The 18,001-nt window shown below is 56.1% G+C and carries 23 protein-coding genes and 1 tRNA gene; 4 read left to right on the top strand and 20 right to left on the bottom strand.

Annotated elements, in window-relative coordinates; all coding sequences use genetic code 11:
- Positions 1-5 precede the first annotated feature (5 nt).
- Both RQI55_RS08465 and fliP read left to right on the top strand, forming a co-directional pair.
- Positions 6-545 carry a flagellar basal body-associated FliL family protein gene (locus RQI55_RS08465; RefSeq protein ID WP_192063428.1) on the top strand — a complete coding sequence of 180 codons (540 nt, stop codon included), beginning with the start codon at positions 6-8 and terminating at the stop codon, positions 543-545.
- The gene (fliP, locus tag RQI55_RS08460) at positions 542-1,279 is read left to right on the top strand and encodes a flagellar type III secretion system pore protein FliP (protein WP_042618041.1); all 738 of its coding nucleotides are present in this window, start codon (positions 542-544) and stop codon (positions 1,277-1,279) included. The genes RQI55_RS08465 and fliP overlap by 4 nt, the downstream gene beginning before the upstream one ends.
- A 210-nt stretch (positions 1,280-1,489) precedes the next feature.
- Here fliP and RQI55_RS08455 read toward each other — a convergent pair whose 3' ends face one another.
- The 6 genes from RQI55_RS08455 to flhA form a co-directional block, all read right to left on the bottom strand.
- Positions 1,490-2,023, bottom strand: a complete 534-nt coding sequence (locus RQI55_RS08455; protein ID WP_042618040.1) for a hypothetical protein — start codon at positions 2,021-2,023, stop codon at positions 1,490-1,492.
- On the bottom strand, positions 2,020-2,385 hold the full coding sequence (locus tag RQI55_RS08450) for a hypothetical protein (protein WP_042618039.1): 366 nt from the start codon (positions 2,383-2,385) through the stop codon (positions 2,020-2,022). The genes RQI55_RS08455 and RQI55_RS08450 overlap by 4 nt, the downstream gene beginning before the upstream one ends.
- A 123-nt stretch (positions 2,386-2,508) precedes the next feature.
- Positions 2,509-3,072: a rod-binding protein gene (locus RQI55_RS08445; protein ID WP_409233704.1), complete on the bottom strand. Its 564-nt coding sequence runs from the start codon at positions 3,070-3,072 to the stop codon at positions 2,509-2,511.
- A 33-nt stretch (positions 3,073-3,105) separates the two neighbouring features.
- Positions 3,106-3,513 (bottom strand): hypothetical protein, encoded by a 408-nt coding sequence (locus RQI55_RS08440; protein ID WP_192063426.1) that lies wholly within the window; start codon positions 3,511-3,513, stop codon positions 3,106-3,108.
- A 9-nt stretch (positions 3,514-3,522) separates the two neighbouring features.
- Positions 3,523-4,275, bottom strand: a complete 753-nt coding sequence (fliR, locus tag RQI55_RS08435; protein ID WP_042618038.1) for a flagellar biosynthetic protein FliR — start codon at positions 4,273-4,275, stop codon at positions 3,523-3,525.
- Complete coding sequence (gene flhA, locus RQI55_RS08430; RefSeq protein WP_042618037.1) at positions 4,272-6,362, bottom strand: flagellar biosynthesis protein FlhA; 2,091 nt, start codon at positions 6,360-6,362, stop codon at positions 4,272-4,274. The genes fliR and flhA overlap by 4 nt, the downstream gene beginning before the upstream one ends.
- A 285-nt stretch (positions 6,363-6,647) precedes the next feature.
- On the opposite strand from flhA, the gene RQI55_RS08425 reads away from it, so the two are divergent.
- A complete protein-coding gene (locus RQI55_RS08425; protein ID WP_243256645.1) occupies positions 6,648-8,828 on the top strand; it encodes a DUF1217 domain-containing protein in 2,181 nt (726 codons plus the stop codon).
- Between the two features lie 86 nt (positions 8,829-8,914).
- Here the strand turns inward: RQI55_RS08425 and yacG are convergent, their stop codons facing one another.
- The 9 genes from yacG to RQI55_RS08380 form a co-directional block, all read right to left on the bottom strand.
- Positions 8,915-9,145: a DNA gyrase inhibitor YacG gene (gene yacG, locus RQI55_RS08420; protein ID WP_042618035.1), complete on the bottom strand. Its 231-nt coding sequence runs from the start codon at positions 9,143-9,145 to the stop codon at positions 8,915-8,917.
- 5 nt (positions 9,146-9,150) lie between these two features.
- Positions 9,151-9,774 (bottom strand): Maf-like protein, encoded by a 624-nt coding sequence (locus RQI55_RS08415; protein ID WP_243256646.1) that lies wholly within the window; start codon positions 9,772-9,774, stop codon positions 9,151-9,153.
- Positions 9,775-9,804: 30 nt separating this feature from the next.
- A complete protein-coding gene (gene infA, locus RQI55_RS08410; RefSeq protein ID WP_027673809.1) occupies positions 9,805-10,023 on the bottom strand; it encodes a translation initiation factor IF-1 in 219 nt (72 codons plus the stop codon).
- A gap of 105 nt (positions 10,024-10,128) precedes the next feature.
- Entirely contained in the window at positions 10,129-10,551 is a 423-nt protein-coding gene (locus tag RQI55_RS08405) for a low molecular weight phosphatase family protein (protein WP_192063843.1), read from the bottom strand.
- 59 nt (positions 10,552-10,610) lie between these two features.
- Complete coding sequence (locus RQI55_RS08400; RefSeq protein ID WP_243256647.1) at positions 10,611-11,084, bottom strand: UPF0262 family protein; 474 nt, start codon at positions 11,082-11,084, stop codon at positions 10,611-10,613.
- Between the two features lie 3 nt (positions 11,085-11,087).
- Entirely contained in the window at positions 11,088-12,386 is a 1,299-nt protein-coding gene (gene hisD / locus RQI55_RS08395) for a histidinol dehydrogenase (protein ID WP_243256648.1), read from the bottom strand.
- 186 nt (positions 12,387-12,572) lie between these two features.
- Positions 12,573-13,010: a DUF2948 family protein gene (locus tag RQI55_RS08390; RefSeq protein ID WP_311272465.1), complete on the bottom strand. Its 438-nt coding sequence runs from the start codon at positions 13,008-13,010 to the stop codon at positions 12,573-12,575.
- Positions 13,011-13,167: 157 nt separating this feature from the next.
- Positions 13,168-14,460 (bottom strand): UDP-N-acetylglucosamine 1-carboxyvinyltransferase, encoded by a 1,293-nt coding sequence (gene murA / locus RQI55_RS08385; RefSeq protein ID WP_192063421.1) that lies wholly within the window; start codon positions 14,458-14,460, stop codon positions 13,168-13,170.
- 180 nt (positions 14,461-14,640) lie between these two features.
- Positions 14,641-14,865, bottom strand: coding sequence for a hypothetical protein (locus RQI55_RS08380; RefSeq protein ID WP_311272464.1), 225 nt, complete (start codon positions 14,863-14,865; stop codon positions 14,641-14,643).
- Between the two features lie 153 nt (positions 14,866-15,018).
- Between RQI55_RS08380 and RQI55_RS08375 the strand changes: the two genes are divergently transcribed.
- Positions 15,019-15,093 (top strand) — tRNA-Thr (locus tag RQI55_RS08375).
- A gap of 260 nt (positions 15,094-15,353) precedes the next feature.
- On the opposite strand, the gene fliQ is transcribed toward RQI55_RS08375, so the two are convergent.
- The 5 genes from fliQ to RQI55_RS08350 all read right to left on the bottom strand — a co-directional run bounded on the left by fliQ (position 15,354) and on the right by RQI55_RS08350 (position 18,001).
- Entirely contained in the window at positions 15,354-15,620 is a 267-nt protein-coding gene (fliQ, locus tag RQI55_RS08370) for a flagellar biosynthesis protein FliQ (protein ID WP_042618030.1), read from the bottom strand.
- Between the two features lie 105 nt (positions 15,621-15,725).
- The gene (flgD, locus tag RQI55_RS08365; RefSeq protein ID WP_042618029.1) at positions 15,726-16,148 is read right to left on the bottom strand and encodes a flagellar hook assembly protein FlgD; all 423 of its coding nucleotides are present in this window, start codon (positions 16,146-16,148) and stop codon (positions 15,726-15,728) included.
- The gene (flbT, locus tag RQI55_RS08360) at positions 16,142-16,588 is read right to left on the bottom strand and encodes a flagellar biosynthesis repressor FlbT (RefSeq protein WP_042618028.1); all 447 of its coding nucleotides are present in this window, start codon (positions 16,586-16,588) and stop codon (positions 16,142-16,144) included. The genes flgD and flbT overlap by 7 nt, the downstream gene beginning before the upstream one ends.
- Complete coding sequence (gene flaF, locus RQI55_RS08355; RefSeq protein ID WP_042618027.1) at positions 16,585-16,932, bottom strand: flagellar biosynthesis regulator FlaF; 348 nt, start codon at positions 16,930-16,932, stop codon at positions 16,585-16,587. The genes flbT and flaF overlap by 4 nt, the downstream gene beginning before the upstream one ends.
- A 55-nt stretch (positions 16,933-16,987) precedes the next feature.
- Positions 16,988-18,001, bottom strand: a complete 1,014-nt coding sequence (locus RQI55_RS08350; RefSeq protein WP_042618026.1) for a flagellar hook-associated family protein — start codon at positions 17,999-18,001, stop codon at positions 16,988-16,990.

Here is an 18,001-nt window from a genome sequence, read left to right as displayed (position 1 = left end):
CGATCATGAGCCTCACTACAACCGAACCTGAAGCCCCAAAGAAGCCGTCGATCATCGTGACCGCAGGTGCCATTGCGGTGCTTTCGCTTCTCGGCCTGGGAGGCGGATGGTTCGTGGGCAACGCCCTGTTCGTGCCGGCTGCGCCAGTTGAGGCAACACCTGCCCCCGCCGCACCGGAACATGCAGCCGAGCCTGCAGCCGCTGCAGGGGCAGAGGGCGAACATGGCGCCCCTGCCGCCCATGGGGAAAAAGGTCCGGCGGGACCGAGCCTGATCGCGCTCGATCCGATCGTGACCAATCTTGGCTATCCAAACGACAAGTGGATCCGACTGGAACTTGCCCTGCAATTCAACGGCCCCGGCGATGTGCCGTTGAGCCAGGAATTGCATCAGGAATTGATGTCCTATCTCAGGACTGTCTCCCTTCAGCAGATCCAGGGCCCTCGTGGCTTTCAATATCTTAGGGATGACCTGAGAGAAATCGTTGACGTTAGATCAAAAGGGCGCGTATCCAAGGTTCTCTTCAGAACCTTTGTGATCGAATGATTCGAAACCTTGTCCTACTGCTGGCCCTTGTCCTGACCCCAGGGCTTGCGCTTGCCCAGCAAACACCGGCTGATCTGCTGAACCTGCCACTGGACGGGTCTGCGGCATCGTGGATCATTCGCACCTTCGGGTTGCTCACGGTTCTGTCCATCGCGCCCGGCATCCTCATCATGGTGACGAGCTTTCCTCGCTTCATCATTGCTTTTTCCATCCTGCGCTCCGGCATGGGCCTGGGTACCACCCCATCGACCATGATCCTCACCAGCATGGCGATGTTCATGACCTTCTACGTCATGGCTCCGACATTCGAGCGTTCCTGGCAGGATGGCATACAGCCGCTGTTGCAGAACCAGATCACGGAAGCCGTCGCAATCGAGCGCGGCGCCGAGCCGTTTCGCACGTTCATGATCGGCAATACCCGCCCCAAGGATCTCGCCCTCTTCGTGGATCTGGCCAATGAGCGTGGACAGGAGACGATGAACGGCAACGTGCCGCAATATCGCGTACTCGTCCCCGCCTTCATGCTATCGGAAATCCGCCGTGGCTTTGAAATCGGCTTCCTGATCATCCTGCCCTTCCTTGTCATCGACATGGTCGTGGCCACCATCACCATGGCGATGGGTATGATGATGTTGCCGCCGACCTCCATCTCCCTGCCCTTCAAGATCCTGTTCTTTGTCTTGATTGATGGCTGGAACCTCCTGGTCGGCTCACTAGTCAGATCGTTCTACTGATCGATCGTCTCCTATCGGGGGCCATGAGCGTTGCGACGCGCCGTCCATTTGCCGTCTTACCTCATCTGCGTGCTGCTCGAGCTTCGAGCCCTTGGCCACGTCGTAGGCCGGCACCGAGCTGGTTTCTTGGCGCCATGAGGCATGCCCCGCCCCAAACGCAAAACCGCCCGGACTGACGAAGCAGACCGGGCGGTTTTAGCGGGAGAATAATCAGTGCGCGGCCTTGGCAGGCTCGGCTGGCTTTGGCGGTGGTGGATCGGTATTGACCACGATTTTCTTGGGCTTGCGACCCGGGTCTCTCGCCTCGATCTCCTCTTTCGAGATGAAATCCATCTGCTCGATGAGAACCTGCTTGACAAACGGCTTTTCCATGCGGGCATTCAACCCGTCCATGATCGTCGTCTTGAAACCGGCCACATCGAATTTGCCAGCATTCTTCACGTCAACAAGCTTGTTACCCACCAGCAGCGTGTAGAGCTCATCCGTCAGATAGGTCGGCACGGGGACATGAACGTCCTTCATTGCCTCTTCATCGATCTGAAGGCTGGCGCGAACGAGGAAATATCCGCTCACCTGGCCATCTGTTACCACCGGCAGTGTCACGGTTTCGCTCTGGACGAAGTGCGGTGGACGGACGACCTCGACGGTCTTCTCGCTATCCTTCTTTCCGAGCGTCACGGCGGCATAGACGCCGCCGAGCGTTACGACGAGAACCCATATCCCGGTCGCGATCAGCTTGATCATTGCGCCCCACTTGCAAACTGTTGCAGCGAGTAGGTGCCGTCATCCTCTGCGCGTCTGGCAGCGTTCTTCAACAGATCGACCACTGCTTTCACGGCATGAAGATTGGCATCGACGCGGCGCAGGTTGATCGCAAGCTTTGCCTTGATGTCCAGAATCTGGCGCTTGTGCGCGGCGGCAATCTTGGCGCCATCGACATCGCGCAACAACATGCTGAGCTCATAAAGGCAACGGCTCTTATGGGCGTTCGACAATTTGAAATCGAAATCGGGATCCTTGCCGATCCGCTGGTTTTCGTTATCGATGACGGTTTCGAGACGCCCCAGAATGGCCTGGGTTCTATAGTCGTTGTTTACGATGTCCATAATGTATCAGCGCTCCGCCGCTTTAGAGCATTTCCGGTGAACACGGTTCACCTTCAAAGCTCTATCTGTTTGTTTTAAGCAATTCCGGATGCAAAACCGGTTTCCACTTTTGCTGGAATTGCTTTAGCTTTCAGTCTTGTTGGTTTCGGCTACAGAAAATGTGCGCCGCTGGAAGTCCGTCACCATGCTGACGGCAAGGCTCTTGTCGTCCTCGTTCATCTTGGTGGGGGCCTCAGAATTGCGCACCCGCTGCATGGCCTGACCGTAGGCCTGTTCGGCAATGCCGATGCCACCGCGCTTGGAAACGGCATCCGCCATCTGCTCGGCCATCATGCTTTGCCAGAATTCACCTGCAGAACCCTTGCCGTAAACCTCTTCGCTGTCCTTCGGCATCATGTTCTGAAGCATAGTCGTCAGAACACTGGCCTCGAACTTGCGGTAGGTTTCGGGAATCTTTTCATCGGACTTGATGTGGTGGATGTTGCCGACGCCCGCCTTGCCGGCTGCCGTATCGATGCTGTTGATGGCAGATTCGAAGCCGGCATTGCTGGCTGTCAGCACCGATGCTTCGCGTGTTGCGCTCACAGAGCGCAGTTTTTCCCGTGCCGCCATGACCTGTGTCGGGTCAGCTGCGTTCACAACATCAAGCACAAGATCGCTTGGAGGAGAAATGGCCAACGTCGTCATCCTTTTTACGTTTTATCGGATGACGCTATATCTCTAACCTTGCTGGAGGCTGGTGTCTTTCAGGCTCATCTGCAAATCAATGAGCTCATAGACGCTGTTATCGTCGCGCACCCGCGCTTCGTCCGCACGCGCATCATCCCTTTTATCTTCGAGACGCTCGCCCTTTTTCGTCTCTTTCACCACCTGCTGTTCCTGCGCTTTCTCGATGGACTCGAGTCTGATGTCGCGAGACTTCAGCCTGCCGTGGCGTGTGGCATAGTGCTTGAGCATGTGCTGGTGCAGCGGGTCGAGAGAGGTCAGGTAGCCCGTCAAGGTATCGATTTTTTCGGCCAGTTCATTGCGCTCACGCGTGGTAATCGCCAGCTCGTTTTCGGCCATCTGCTTCAAATGTCCCTGGACCTTGACGAGCCTGCCGAGCTTTTTGGATTTGCTGTCGTCCATGATTGCCCCTCACATATTCGCAAAGACGCGAAAGAACCCGGTGACGTACTGGTTGACCAATGCTGCTATGCCAAAATACAGCAACAGCAGACCCCCGCCAAGCGCGTAAGGCGTCGAGATGAAATAGACCGGTATCTGCGGGGCCATCTTGTTGATGAGGCCAATCGCCATATTGAACAGAAATCCATACAGAATGAACGGGCTGGCGACGCGAAGGGCAATGGTCATTGAAGCGACCAGCGTATCGGTCAGCGAGATCAGCATTCGCTGCACGCTCATGGCCCCGCCCAGCGGAATGGACGTGTAAGATTCCACGATGGCACGGAAAATCACATGATGGAAATCGAGAATGAACAGCAGCAGCAAGACGCCATAGGATAGCATGCTGGCTAGCTGGCTTTCCGACGTATCCTCCAGCACATCCTGCACCGGCGGGCCGGTAAAGGCCATGGCCATGCCCATGGCGGTCGCGGCAAACTGCATGCCCAGCACATAGAGATGCGCGATCATTCCGAAGGTCGCGCCAATCAGCGATTCGAAGAACATGAATTTGAGAAGCGTGATGGCATCGGTCGTCACCACGGGATAGATCGTGGTCCACATCAAAGGCAGAATGGCCATGGCGAGAGCCATGGCCGTCAGCAGGCGGATTTGCATGGGAAGGCGCGCCGAGGAAAATCCCGGCATCACCATCAAGCAGGCACCAATCCGGCAAAATGCCAGAAACAGCGCCACAACCGTTCCCTGCGGGTCTGAGATCATGAGATCGAGCCGAGTATCTTTATTTCCGTGCCCTTGGCCAATTCGACATGCGAGAGGACTGGCAGCGTGCTGAAGAGGCGTTCCGTAATCATGCGCACATAAGAACGGGTTTCCGGCAAGGTAACAAGTACGAAAGGCAGCCCGACATCCATGTATTCACGGATTACTTTGCTCGCCTCGTTCGAGAACTCTTCCACCTGACGCGGATCGATATCGAATTCGATCACTTCGCCCTTTGGATCGCGCTTGATGGCCTGCTGGAACACGACGTCCCACTTGGTGCCAAGTCTCAAGACGCGCAGCACGCCATTGTCCGAAAGGTCGCCGCAAATCTGCTGAGCCATACGAATACGGACATGCTCGACGATCTGCTCTGTTCTGCGAAGATGCGGCGCAAGCTCTGCCACGGCTTCGAGAATGAGGTGGAGATTGCGGATGGAAACACGCTCTGCCAGCAACAGTTTGAGAATGGCCTGCAAGCCGGAATAGGACATGTGCGACGAGCAGATTTCGTCCGCCAGTTTCTTGTATTCCGGGTCAAGGCGATCGATCAGCACCTTGACGTCCTTGTAGGACAGCAGCATCGGCAGATTGTTGCGAATGACTTCGCTGACATGGGTCAGAAGTGCCGAGATGTTGTCGATCGGATGGAAGCCCTCGCGCTTGAGGTCTTCCACGAAGTTTTCAAGCACGGAAACGGCCGGCATGCCGAACGCTGGTTCCCGAACCTCGTCGCCCGGAACAGACGGTCTGCGACCCTTGCCGGTGATGACGAGAACTTCGCCGACGCGCAGGGTGCTGGCGGCAACCGTCGTGCCGTGAATGCGGATCTGGTAGGACTTGTCGGGAATGGCGATATCGTCTGTGACCTTGATTTCCGGCACGACGAAACCGTACTGGGTTGCGAATTTCTTGCGCATCTTGCCGACACGGAAGCCAAGCTCCTGGTGCGCGCCGAGCAATCTTGGCGAAACCTGCTTGCCAAGCGCAAGCTCGATTTCGGTTGTGCGCAGAGAATTCTTGACGGTGTCCTTTTCGGCTTCCTGGGCCTTGTTCGTCTGCTGTTCTTCGGCCACGCGCTCGGCGTCTTTCTCCTGCGCCAGCTGGCGCGGGATGATCCAGGCACCGAAGGCAAGCAAGCCACCCAGCGTCATGAACGGCAAGAATGGCAGGCCGGGAACAAGCGAGAGAACCATCATCAGCCCGGCAGCAACGCCAAGAGCCTTCGGGTATCCGCTCAACTGGTTGAGAACCGCGGTGTCTGTGGAGCCCTTGGCACCGCCACGGGTAATGATAAGGCCGGCGGCCAGCGAAACGATGAGGGCCGGCACCTGCGAAACGATACCGTCACCCACCGACAGTTTGACGAAAACGTCAGCGGCTTCACCGATGGCCATGCCGTGGCGGAAAACACCGATGATGATGCCGCCGCAAATGTTGATGCCGGTAATCATGAGGCCCGCGACAGCGTCACCGCGCACGAACTTGGACGCACCGTCCATGGCACCGTAGAAGGCGCTTTCTTCTTCCAGCTCGTGACGACGCAGCTGGGCTTCTTTTTCATTGATGATACCAGCCGACAAGTCGGCATCGATCGACATCTGCTTGCCGGGAATGGCATCGAGGGTGAAGCGCGCGCCGACTTCCGCGATACGCGTTGCACCCTTGGTGATGACGATGAAGTTCACCACGATGAGGATGAGGAAGACGATCAGACCGATCACGAAATCGCCCGACATCACAAGACTGGAGAAGCCAGCGATAACACCGCCGGCTGCTTCGTGGCCCTGGTTGCCATGGGACAGGATGACTCGCGTCGTGGCGATGTTCAGCGCCAGACGGATCATGGTCGAGATCAGAAGAATGGTCGGGAAAGATGAAAAATCCAGCGGGCGCTGGATCCACAGGGACACCATCAGGATGAGGACGGAGAATGCAATCGAGAATGCCAGACCCATGTCGATCAGGAAGACAGGGATCGGCAGGAACAGGATGCACAGAATGGACACGATGCCCACCGCAAACCCGATATCGCGCCCACGCGCCGCGACTTTCGGAAGGGGCAATATGCTTGGAGGCGTTGCCATTCTAACTCCATCTCTTGATGAGAACTGTAGAAATGTCCCGGCCTTGCCCTCATGGAAAAGCCTGCCGACCCAATGGACAGAGATCGACGTCGCAGCATTATGGGATCAAGCTTGCGCGAGAATGGACAAAAACGCGAGGTAAGGCCTGAGATCTGCTTTTTAATCGCCCGCTATATTTAGGCTTTGGTTCAGACTATTTCTGTAATATATTAGGCAGGAACTTCGCGCGATGATAGCGTGCACTCTGGCCATGACCCTCAAAGGCCAAACCCTGCAAGGCTATCCATGTCGACTGTATCTACCTATACCAGTTACCTCAACGTAAACCGGGATATCAAATCCTCGCTGGAGACAGTTGCCAGCAAGGCTTCGGTTGCGCGTGAAACCGCCTATTACGAAGAAAACATCGGCAAGGTCTCCACGGTCGATGAGTTTCTGGGCGACTATCGTCTCTATTCCTATGCCATGAAGTCTTACGGTCTTGAGGATATGACCTACGGCAAGGCCTTCATGCGCAAGGTTCTGGAGAGCGATCTCAGCGATAGCACCAGCTTCGCCAATTCCATGACCGACAAGCGATACCTGCAATTTGCTGAGGCTTTCAACTTCAAGGGCGATACCAAGACTGTTCAGAACACCCAACAGGCCACCAGCCTGACGGATGCCTACAAGGCGTCGTTCACAGCCGAGGAAACATCGCTCAAAGCCGAATCCACCTATTTCGCCGCGCAGATTACCAAGGTCACCAGTCTCGACGGCCTCGTCAACAATGAGCGCCTTCGCACCTATATGCTCGATGCGGCCGGCCTTGATTCGAAATATACGTCCCAGTCCTATCTGAAACAGGTTTTGACCAGCGATCTCAATGATCCGGCGAGCGTCGCCAATCAGGCCAAAGATCCTGCATGGAAAAAACTCGCAGAAGCTTTCAATTTCAAGACAGACGGCACCATCAATGGCAGCGTGCAGACGGCTGACCAGACCGAAGATCTGAAGCTGGACTACATCTACAACCAGTCGACATTCCCATCCGATACCCTGGCCGATGCCAACAAGCGTTACTGGGAAAAGAACGTCGCCACGGTGGCAACGGCCACCGAGCTTGTTGCCGATCCTCGGATGCTGGATTACGTCAAAACGGCGTTCGACCTGAACCCGACGATCATGGCCAGCAGCGTGGCAAGCCTTATGTCGAGCGTGAACTTTGCCACGACCTATGGCAACACGAAGCTGCTGGACAGCTTCAATTTCGAAACGGATGGCACGCTGGCGTCAGGCAACACGGCGCAGACCGCGCTCCAGACCGTCGACATCAACAAGAAGTACAAGACCGCGTTTCTGGAAGACCAGTCCAAAGCGTCGGACGAAGCCATTACCAACTATAAAGCACGGGTCGAGGGCTTTACCAGCATCGAGGACTTCTTCGTCTCGAACAAAAAGGATAAGGACAAGAAGAATGACAGCGTCACCGAAGTCTGGGACGTGGCACTCAGGGCTTTCGGCATTGATCCTGATGAGGTCAGCCAGTCTGAGCTGAAGCGTGTTTTGACGAGCGATGTCAATGACAAGAAAAGCTACGTCAACACCCTGAAAGACGAACGCTTCGTTGAGCTGAACAAGGCGTTCAACTTCACCTCCGATGGCTCGCTAAAGGCTCCTCTTCTGGCGCAATCGGAAAGCATAACGGAGAGACTTGCGGGCGATTACCAGAACGCGAAGCTGAGATCGCTGACCGGGGCCGAAAAAGATGCGGCTGGCAAGAAAGCGGACGCCGAGATCGAATATTACAAATCGCAAATGCAATCGATCAAGTCTGTGAAAGACTTGCTGGCCGATAGCCGCCTGACGAAGTTCATTTTCGAGGCCAATGGCATCGACCCCAAAAGCGTCGAACCGGCTGACCTGAAGAAGATGTTCACGTCCGACCTGTCGGACCCGAAAAGCTACGTCAATTCACTGGATGACAATAAATTCGCCGAGATTGTCGCATCGTTCAACTTCGATACTGAAGGTAAACTGACTGAAAAGGCCGTTGGTGGAGCGCAGCAGCGAGGCGCTATTCTGGAAACGACCAACCAGTATGTCCGCCAGACGATGGAAGAAGACCAAGGCGAATCCAATGCGGGCGTTCGGCTTGCGCTGTATTTCGAGCGCATGGCGCCCACCATTTCAAGCGCCTATGGCTTCCTCAGCGACGATGCGCTGTTCCAGTTCTTCAAGACTGCCTATAACCTGCCAACCTCGGTCGGCAACATGGATGTGACCAAGCAGGCGGATCTGGTGAACACCTATATCGACATCACCAAATTGCAGGACCCGGATTACGTCGGAAAGATGCTGAAGCGGTTTACCGCCCTTTACGATGTTCAGAACAATAACAGCTCTTCGACCCTGTCGATCCTGAGCGGCGCGACATCCATCAGCGCCGATACGCTTCTAGCCGTGGCGCAGCTGAAATCAGGTTAGTCGAACGTAATTCGTTTCGAGCAAAAGAAAACGCCGTAAATCACGAGGATTTACGGCGTTTTTCATAGATAGCCATGTTTGGTGGCTTAATACTCTTCGTCGCTGCGGCGCTGTGCGACACCTTCTTCATCCGGATTGCTTTCATCATCTGCAACGGGAATGGCGTAGGAGCCTTTCAGCCAGCGCGAAAGGTCCAGAGACCGACAGCGATCCGAGCAGAAAGGATAGTCTTCGCGCGTGGAGGGCCTTTTGCACTCCGGGCAAGGCTGCGCCTTTCGCAGCGGTGTGACAGTCGGTTTGTTGGATGGATCGGTCACTGGGATTAGCCTTCTTGCCAGGAGGAAGCCACCTCGAAGCCTTCACCAGCCAGAAGTGACACCGTTTCATAGAGCGGTAGCCCGACGACATTGGTGTAGGATCCGGTCAGCTTCTGCACGAAACAACCGGCAATGCCCTGAATGCCGTAAGCACCCGCCTTGCCGCGCCATTGGCCTGACGCGATGTAGCTTTCGATTTCATCCTGCGACAGGCGCTTGAAACGAACCTTGGTTTCAACCACCTTCTGGCGCACCTTACCGCTGGGTGTCACCAGGCAGACGCCCGTATAGACCCAGTGGCTGCGGCCGGACAGAAGATGAAGTGCCGCCGAAGCCTCTTCGATATACTCAGCCTTGCCGACAATGCGGCGGCCCACGGCCACCACCGTATCGGAGCCAAGCACATAGGCGCCTTTCCAGGCAAGCTCACCCTTCACCGCCTTGTAAGCAGCCTCGGCCTTCTGCAAGGACAGGCGGCGGCATAGCGTGCGGGGATGTTCAAGCCGGGCTGGCGTCTCGTCGATATCCATTGGCATCAAACGATCGGGCTCAATGCCCACCTGATGCAACAGCTCAAGGCGGCGTGGCGACCCGGAAGCCAGAATCAGCTTTTGTTTTGCGTCTGTCATGCTCTGCCAGTCGTCCGGTCTGCCGGGCGATTACTTGAAACGATAGGTGATGCGACCCTTGGTCAGGTCATATGGTGTCATTTCGACAAGCACCTTGTCGCCCGCCAGAACGCGGATACGGTTCTTGCGCATGCGGCCGGCTGTGTGGGCGATGATTTCGTGTTCGTTTTCCAGCTTCACGCGAAACGTGGCATTCGGCAAAAGTTCGGTTACGACGCCCGGGAATTCGAGGACTTCTTCTTTGGTCATATAGAGTTTTTCTTCCTGTTGATAATGCCGGACTGAGCAGTCCGGGAAAATTGCGCGGAAACTACACAATCGCCGCACATTTGTGAACCTAAATTGTCAATCGTTTTAAAGTGTCTCGGAAAACAGCCTTGGCCGCTGCGGCAGGCGCTCCGAAATCAGCTTTTTGAGATGCTCGCGCACCTCGCGATAGGCTTCCAGAATCTGTTCTCGCGTGCCTGTCGCCACCGTTGGATCCATGGTTGGCCAGTAGACGACATCAAGGGCGTTCGATCTGGTCAGTTCAAGGGCGGCATGATGCGCTTCCGGCGTCAACGTAATGATAAGATCAAAGAAATCATCCTCGATTTCATCCAGCGTCCGCGGTTTGTGTTTTCCAAGCGTCAGACCCGCCTCATCCAACACCGCATCCACGAAAGGGTCGCGCTCACCTGCGCGCACGCCTGCCGATTGAATGTAGATGCCGGGAGCAACGATTTGTTTGGCGATGACTTCGGCCATGGGTGAGCGAATGGAGTTCATGCCGCACATGAACAATATGGCGCGCGGGGGCTTGTCTTTCAAGTCGATGCCGACAGGGTCCTGCACGCCTACCCCCGCCAATAGAGCACACAGACCAATGTGAACAGACGACGCGCCGTATCGAAATCGACCTTTATCTTGCCTGAGAGACGATCCATCAGCGTTTGCGAGCCGTCATTGTGAATGCCGCGCCGACCCATGTCGATGGCCTCGATCTGGCTTGGCGTGGAAGAACGGATCGCTTCATAATAGCTTTCGCAGATCATGAAGTAGTCTTTGATGATCCGCCGGAATGGCGTCAACGAGAGGATGTGGGTGGCAACAGCCTGCTCGTCTTCGGTCCTGATGGTGAAAACCAGCTTGGAATCGACAAGCGAAATATTGAGCTTGTAAGGCCCACCCGCATGGCCATTGGGCTCGAAACTGTTTTCCTCGATCAGATCGAAGATTGCGACGGCGCGTTCATGCTCCACGTCGGGTGTGGACCGGCCGATGCTCTCGTCCAGTACCACATCGCAGAGCCTGAAAGCGCCGGGCTCCATCTCTTAACCCTCTAGATTGAGACGAATGGCAACGGAGCGCGCATGGGCGTCCAGCCCTTCGGAATGGGCCAGTATGATGGCCGCTGGCGCCAGTTGCCGCAACTGATCCGGCCCAAGCCTCAGGATCGACGTGCGCTTGACGAAATCGAGAACAGACAGGCCCGAAGAGAAGCGCGCAGAGCGCGCCGTCGGCAGCACGTGGTTGGAACCGCCGACGTAATCGCCGATGACTTCAGGCGTGTGGCGTCCGACAAAGATCGCACCGGCATTGCGAATGCCCGCCATCAGCGCGTCGGGATCATCGACGGCGAGTTCCAGATGCTCTGCCGCGATGCGGTTGGCCAGCGGAAGCGAGGCCTTGAGGTCATCGACCAGAATGATCGCGCCGAAATCGCGCCAGCTCGCAGTCGCCGTCTTCTCACGGGACAAGAGTTTCAACTGGCGTTCAACGGCCTGCTCCACGGCCTTGCCCAATTCCCGATCATCGGTGATCAGAATGGATTGTGCGCCCTCGTCATGCTCGGCCTGCGCCAGAAGATCGGCGGCCAGCCATTCGGGATTGTTGTTTTTGTCCGCAATCACGAGCACTTCAGAAGGTCCGGCAATCATGTCGATGCCGACAGTGCCGAACACATGGCGCTTGGCCGCTGCCACATAGGCATTGCCCGGGCCGACGATCTTGGCCACTGGCGCGATCGTCTGCGTGCCATAGGCGAGTGCCGCCACAGCCTGTGCGCCGCCAATGCGGTAGATTTCCTCAACACCTGCAATGCGCGCTGCCGCCAGCACCGCCGGGTTGATGACACCGCCATTGGCCGGAACGACCATCACGACGCGCTCAACGCCGGCAACCCGTGCCGGAACCGCGTTCATCAGCACCGAACTCGGATAGCTTGCGGTGCCGCCGGGCACATACAGACCCACAGCTTCGATGGCCGTCCAGCGAGAGCCGAGGCCCACACCGATATCGTCCTCGTAAATATCGTCCTTCGGCATTTGCCGGGCATGGTGCTTTTCAATTCGCGCGGCCGCAAGCTTCAGCGCGTCCAGCACGGCAGGATCGACCTGCGCAATTGCTGCATCGATTTCCTCAGCGGTCACGCGCATGGATGTCTTGGTAAAATCCAGGCCATCGAATTTCAGAGAATAATGGGCGAGCGCCTCATCGCCACGGGTGCGGACATCATGAATGATATCGCGCACGACAACATTGACGTCCTCGGAGACTTCTCTCTTCGTCGTCAGGAATGTCGCGAATGCCTGTTCGAAATCTTGAGACGATTGTTCCAGCCAGATTGCCACGTCACTTACCCTCTTGATGCCCCAAAGCTCAAACCCCGGGGCGAATGCTTTGCCTGCACATTTCACTCAACGCAACGCGCCTTCCGAAAATCACACCGGACTTCCTGAAGGCGAATTGCTCTGGGGTATGTGGCATAAATTAAAACAGGCGAGCAAGGCAATTCACCCTGCCCCGGCTTTATAAGATCAGTCTAACGAATGTTGCGGTTGCGATGCCGTTTCCCAACCACCGCTGAGATCGGCAAGTTGCGCCTCGATGCACTCGACATCCAGCGCAATCGCACCGCCACCGGACAGTGTCAGCTCCACCGTTCCATCGGGGCCTTCGCCATTCTGGGTGAACTGCACGGCCAGCAGCGACAGGACCTGATCCTTGTTATCGCGATTGAAACCGTAGGAGCGCACATTGCCCACGCGCTTCAGCGCTAGCACGCTGCGGCAACGCTCGGGCGGCTGGCCTTTTTTGGCAGTGTGTTCCCAGACAAAGCGGTTGGCAGAAAGAACGAACTGGCCGTGCTTTCGATCAAAGGACACATCTTTCAGCTTGAAGACGCTGTCCTGCATGTGTGTCGAGATAATGGAGAGGTCTTCTCCATCAAGCGCCATCAATTTAAGGCCGCTCATCGTATCTATGCCCTCCGTGCGCGGCCAGAGCCGCTCAAATTCCATTGTGACTCGGAGATAGGCAGTCGAGGCCCGATCTGCAACCAGCGGGCCTCGATGACGGGTGGATTAGAGCAATTCCAGCAAACGTGGCCACCGGAATTGCCTATAACAATAGTTAGTCGCTGACGCGCTCAACCTGCGCGCCGCAGCGGTTGAGCTTTTCTTCCAGACGCTCGAAACCACGGTCGAGGTGATAAACGCGGGAAACCATCGTCTCGCCTTCAGCAACCAGACCGGCAATGACGAGCGAAACGGATGCACGAAGGTCGGTTGCCATGACAGGCGCGCCCTTGAGGCGGGACACGCCCTCGATGCGGGCCATCTGGCCGGAGAGCGAGATCTTCGCGCCCAGACGCGCCAGTTCCTGCACGTGCATGAAGCGGTTTTCGAAGATTGTCTCTGTAATGTGCGAAACGCCCTGCGCGCGCGTCATCAGCGCCATGAACTGCGCCTGAAGATCCGTCGGGAAGCCAGGGAAAGGCTCGGTGACGACATCAACGGGGTGAATACCGTTGCCGTTGCGCACAACGCGCAGGCCGGTTTCCGTTTCGGTGATGGTCGCGCCGGCAAGCTTTAAAGTTTCCAGTGCGTTGTCGAGCAACGACGCTCTGGTGCCTTCCAGCAGAACATCGCCACCTGCCATGGCAACGGCCATGGCATAGGTGCCGGTTTCGATGCGGTCTGGAAGCACGCGGTGGCGAGCACCGTGCAGCGATGTGACGCCTTCGATTGTGATGGTGGAGGTGCCTGCACCCTCAATCTTCGCACCCATCGCCTTCAAGCAATCGGCAAGATCGACCACTTCAGGCTCACGCGCCGCATTGTGAATGACTGTCGTGCCACGCGCCAGAGACGCGGCCATGAGCATGACATGGGTTGCGCCCACAGAAACCTTGGGGAATGTGTATGTCGCGCCGATAAGGCCACCCGCCGGTGCTGTCGCGTTGATGTAACCGCTGTCGATTTCCATCTTGGCGCCCAGCGCCTCCAGCCCCTCGATGAACAGGTCAACCGGGCGCGTGCCGATGGCGCAGCCGCCGGGCAAGGACACACGGGCCTTGCCATCACGCGCCAGAAGCGGGCCAATGACCCAGAAGCTTGCGCGCATCTTGGACACCAATTCGTAAGGTGCCGTCGTATCGACAATCGTGCGGCAGGTGAAATGCACCGTGCGCGAATAGCCCTCGCCCTGGCTTTCGCGCCGTCCGTTGACCGATACGTCCACACCATGGTTACCGAGAATGCGGACGAGCTGCTCGACATCGGCCAGATGAGGCACGTTTTCCAGCGTCAGAGTGTCACTCGTCAGCAAGGAAGCGATCATCAAGGGCAAAGCTGCATTCTTTGCGCCGGAAATCGGGATGATGCCGTTAAGTTCGTTGCCGCCGATGATTCTGATGCGATCCATACGTGCCTACGAGCGATGCGCTCGCCTTTCCTGAGTGCTTGCAACGGTAAGGCGCCGCGCCATCCGTTGTGTGATATCCGGTCTGAGATCGGTTTTGAGAGCGGGCCTGCCGCGTAATTCGTCAGGCTACGCAGTAAAGGAAACTCAGCACCAATTCAATTTTCTGATGAATATTTTATGTCAGCACGATTCGTCCGTTTTTGCGGCGGGCAGACCATTTGTTTCGTCCGCCTCTCCAGCGCGTCGTGCCCGCGCCTGCTGTTTGCGCCGCGCCAGGTTTTCACGCAGCTTCTGCGCCGCACGCGCCTTGCGCTCGGCCTCCTGCCGCTTGGCCCGGTCGCCGGGTCCATTTTGCCCCAAGGGAGGCTCAGGCTTATCCGCCTGATTCTCGTGATGATCGTCCATGGGCGCACCCATAGCCGAATTCACGGCTTTTCAACAGCCCCCACCGGTTTTTGCACTGTTGAACGACGAAGTCTGTATTTGCGGCTTGCACTCGTCATAAACCTATGGCAATAGGCCCCAACTTGATGTGAAGCACCTGCTTCGGCGTCAGATGCTGCGGTAGCTCAGTGGTAGAGCACTCCCTTGGTAAGGGAGAGGTCGAGAGTTCAATCCTCTTTCGCAGCACCATTTCCCAAGTTCTCAGTTTTCTTTGAAATAGATCGCCAGCACAGCTGCGTCAGCACGCGCTTATTGGCCGCGAACTTACGCAGCCGCTTTGGGAATGATGTTCTTTTGAAAAGTGGGTGCAGGGCCGCGTTCGACGCCTTGAAAAAACAAGCCAGCACGACAGCGCACAGTGGCTGCCACCTGCTCGCCTCACACGCAGGCGCGGCTTTTCAAGGCAGGCGCGGACATACCTGCTAACCATCGCATCGTTCTAGCTGTGCTTAAAACCCGGATTGAACGCGGGAGAAGACCATGTTTGTGAACATGCCGATCTGCGCACCGACAAAGGGTGCTGACACGCCAACCGCCACCATGACCGCAATGATCTTGGGAACGAAGGTCAGCGTTGTTTCCTGGATCTGGGTCAGGGCTTGAATCAACGCAATGACGATCCCGACGATCATCGCTGCACTGACAGCAGGGCCAGATGCAATCAGGACAGTCCAGATCGCATTCTGCATAATATCAAGAGCGTCGGCCTCGTTCATCTCGGCGGCTCGATTCACTCGGCGTCACGAAGCCGAAATTGAGACATGAAAATTTGTGACGCCGTTACCGTCAGGCAAGAGCGATAGATGATTCGCGCCCCGCCGTTAAGCCGGGGTCTGCGCTATTTTGATGCCCTGGGTAATGGCAATGCTGGCACCAGAAGTGGTTGTTGCCGTCAGGCCCTCTGCTGTGACCTTGATGGAGGCCACGACACCGCTGGTCTTTTCATCCGCGCTGGTAATTGTCTTGCCAATATAGGAAGACGCATTCGCCAGCGTGGAATTCGACAGCAGGCTCTCAAGATTGGTGTTGGTCTTGATCTGCTGCTCCACCTGGGAGAAGGTCGCAAGCTGCGATACCTGCTCGGTGGCGTCCATCGGGTCCGTCGGATCCTGGTTCTTCATCTGCGTGATGAGGAGCTGCAGGAAGTTGTTGTAGTCGAGCGTCGCCTTAGCGGAGTCCTGTTTGGACGCCGCTGGGGTGCTGGTCTTGGATGTACCTGTGGACGAATTGATTGGGTCTACCACGGTGCAATTTCCCGTCTCAGTTCACTGACCACGGCAGGCGTGATCTCGTGGCTGTTGAGAATGGCCTCTTCCTTGGCGTAGAGGCCGCGGATTGTCTTGAGGGCATCGAAAGGCCGACCAGACGAAACCGTCGCATCCACCCGCTTCAATTCGGAACGAATTTCTTCGTTCTTGAAGGTTGTCAGAAGCATGGTGATGGACTTGCGGAACAGTGAAAGCGACTGATCCTTGCCTTCGGGGTTGATCAGCATCATCTGAACGATGAAATAGAGCTGCCGCAAAGGTGTCGTCGTGTCTTCAAGTTGCAACACGTGGTTTTCCAGAAGGAATGTCACGTCGTTGAGAAATTCCAGAGACACTTTCCGGTCAACGCGCAGAACAGCGCCGTTGATGAAAATCTTTTCCCCAGACTTCAGAGAGATCCGCAGTGTACTTTTCATTTTAATCCATCCTTGATGATGGTTGTAACGTCGATAATGCCCTGATAATTCTTCGAAGTACGCTTGCGTATCAGCTCACACTCTCTCAGAATCCAGATAGCGATGGATATCAGGTTGGCTTTCAGTTCAACGGGAAGCTCATTTTCCGATTGCTTAAGATCGTCGATGAGCCTTGTCCAAACGCGTCTTGTATAAAAAATTGCCTCGATGCCGTCCTTGCCGTAATTGTCCTGGCCTTTGGCCACGGTAAGAAGTTCGATCGATCTCTCTAGGACCTGTCTTTCCCTATCCCGGGCGATATTGGGGTCATCCTCCATTATCTCCGCATATGAAAACTGGAACATTCATCTTTCCTTCATGGTCTCAACCGGCACCCGTCATAGGCGTTTTCTGTTTTCGTCAGAGATAGTTCACCAGGCTCAGTCCCTGGATTTTCGAAGTGATCGAGTAGGAAGTCTCGACCTGGTTCAAAAGGGTTGTGAGGCGCGTGGAAGCTTCGTACGTGTCAACGCCAATGAGGTTGGTGAGCTGCGTATCGATGATGGTCTTCTGGGCGCTCATGTAAGTATTCGCCTTTTCCACACGTTCCTGGGAAAGTCCGATCTTTGAGCGCTGGGTATCGATGCCGGAAATTGCCGATCCGGCCAAGCTGGTTGTGGTGCTGTTGACAACAGCCAGCGCACTCGCGTTCAATCCGGTATTTACCAGTTGTGACGATATCACACTTGCAAGAACAAGGTTTTTAAAACCATCGGAGTTGGCCGTCGTGGATGTAGATACGGTTTCCGAAGTACTAATACGGCTGCTCATCGTGGCTTCGGATGCGCCTGTCCAGGACGACCAGTCGAGATTGTCCTGATAATCGGTCAGGAAGGTCTTCATATCGTCAGCCGTCACCGCAGACGGGTCGGGAAACTGCAGATCGAAGGCATCCTTGAAGTCCTTCGTGAAATCCGCGACGAACGTATCGCTCAGCGTCTGGACGTCGGTGTTGATGCCGGAGAACAGGAACTCACCATTAACAGCCGTGTTGGAGTAGCTGACGAAATTCTCAAGCGTGGACATGGCCGTCGTCTGGGCAACGCTCAAGCTGCTGGCATCCGTGTTGCCGCTGAGTGCAATCGTCGAGTTCAGAAGGCTCTGTGCGGAAGCAGACATGTTTTCCATGGCGAGCTGAGAGGCGTCCATGCGCTGCTCGGCAATGGAATTTGCATCCATGATGGACTGAAGACGGCTGCTTTCGCGATTGTAATCCACACTCGTCGATGTGCGTGTTCCAAGTTCCAGGCCCACATCGGCATAGGTGCCAGTCACAGCTTCGGTCTGCAACTTCGTGATTTCCGTCTGCGCGGTCGCGACAGTCAGCTGCATGGCATTCGTGATGGAAAGGGATGAGATTGGGGTCGTTTTCAT

Origin of the sequence: Rhizobium sp. WCS2018Hpa-16, assembly GCF_031843705.1 — a bacterium.
Classification (GTDB): Bacteria; Pseudomonadota; Alphaproteobacteria; order Rhizobiales; family Rhizobiaceae; genus Agrobacterium; species Agrobacterium tumefaciens_C.
Note: the sequence above shows the minus strand (reverse complement) of the source record. Positions and strands in the feature narration are given on the sequence as shown.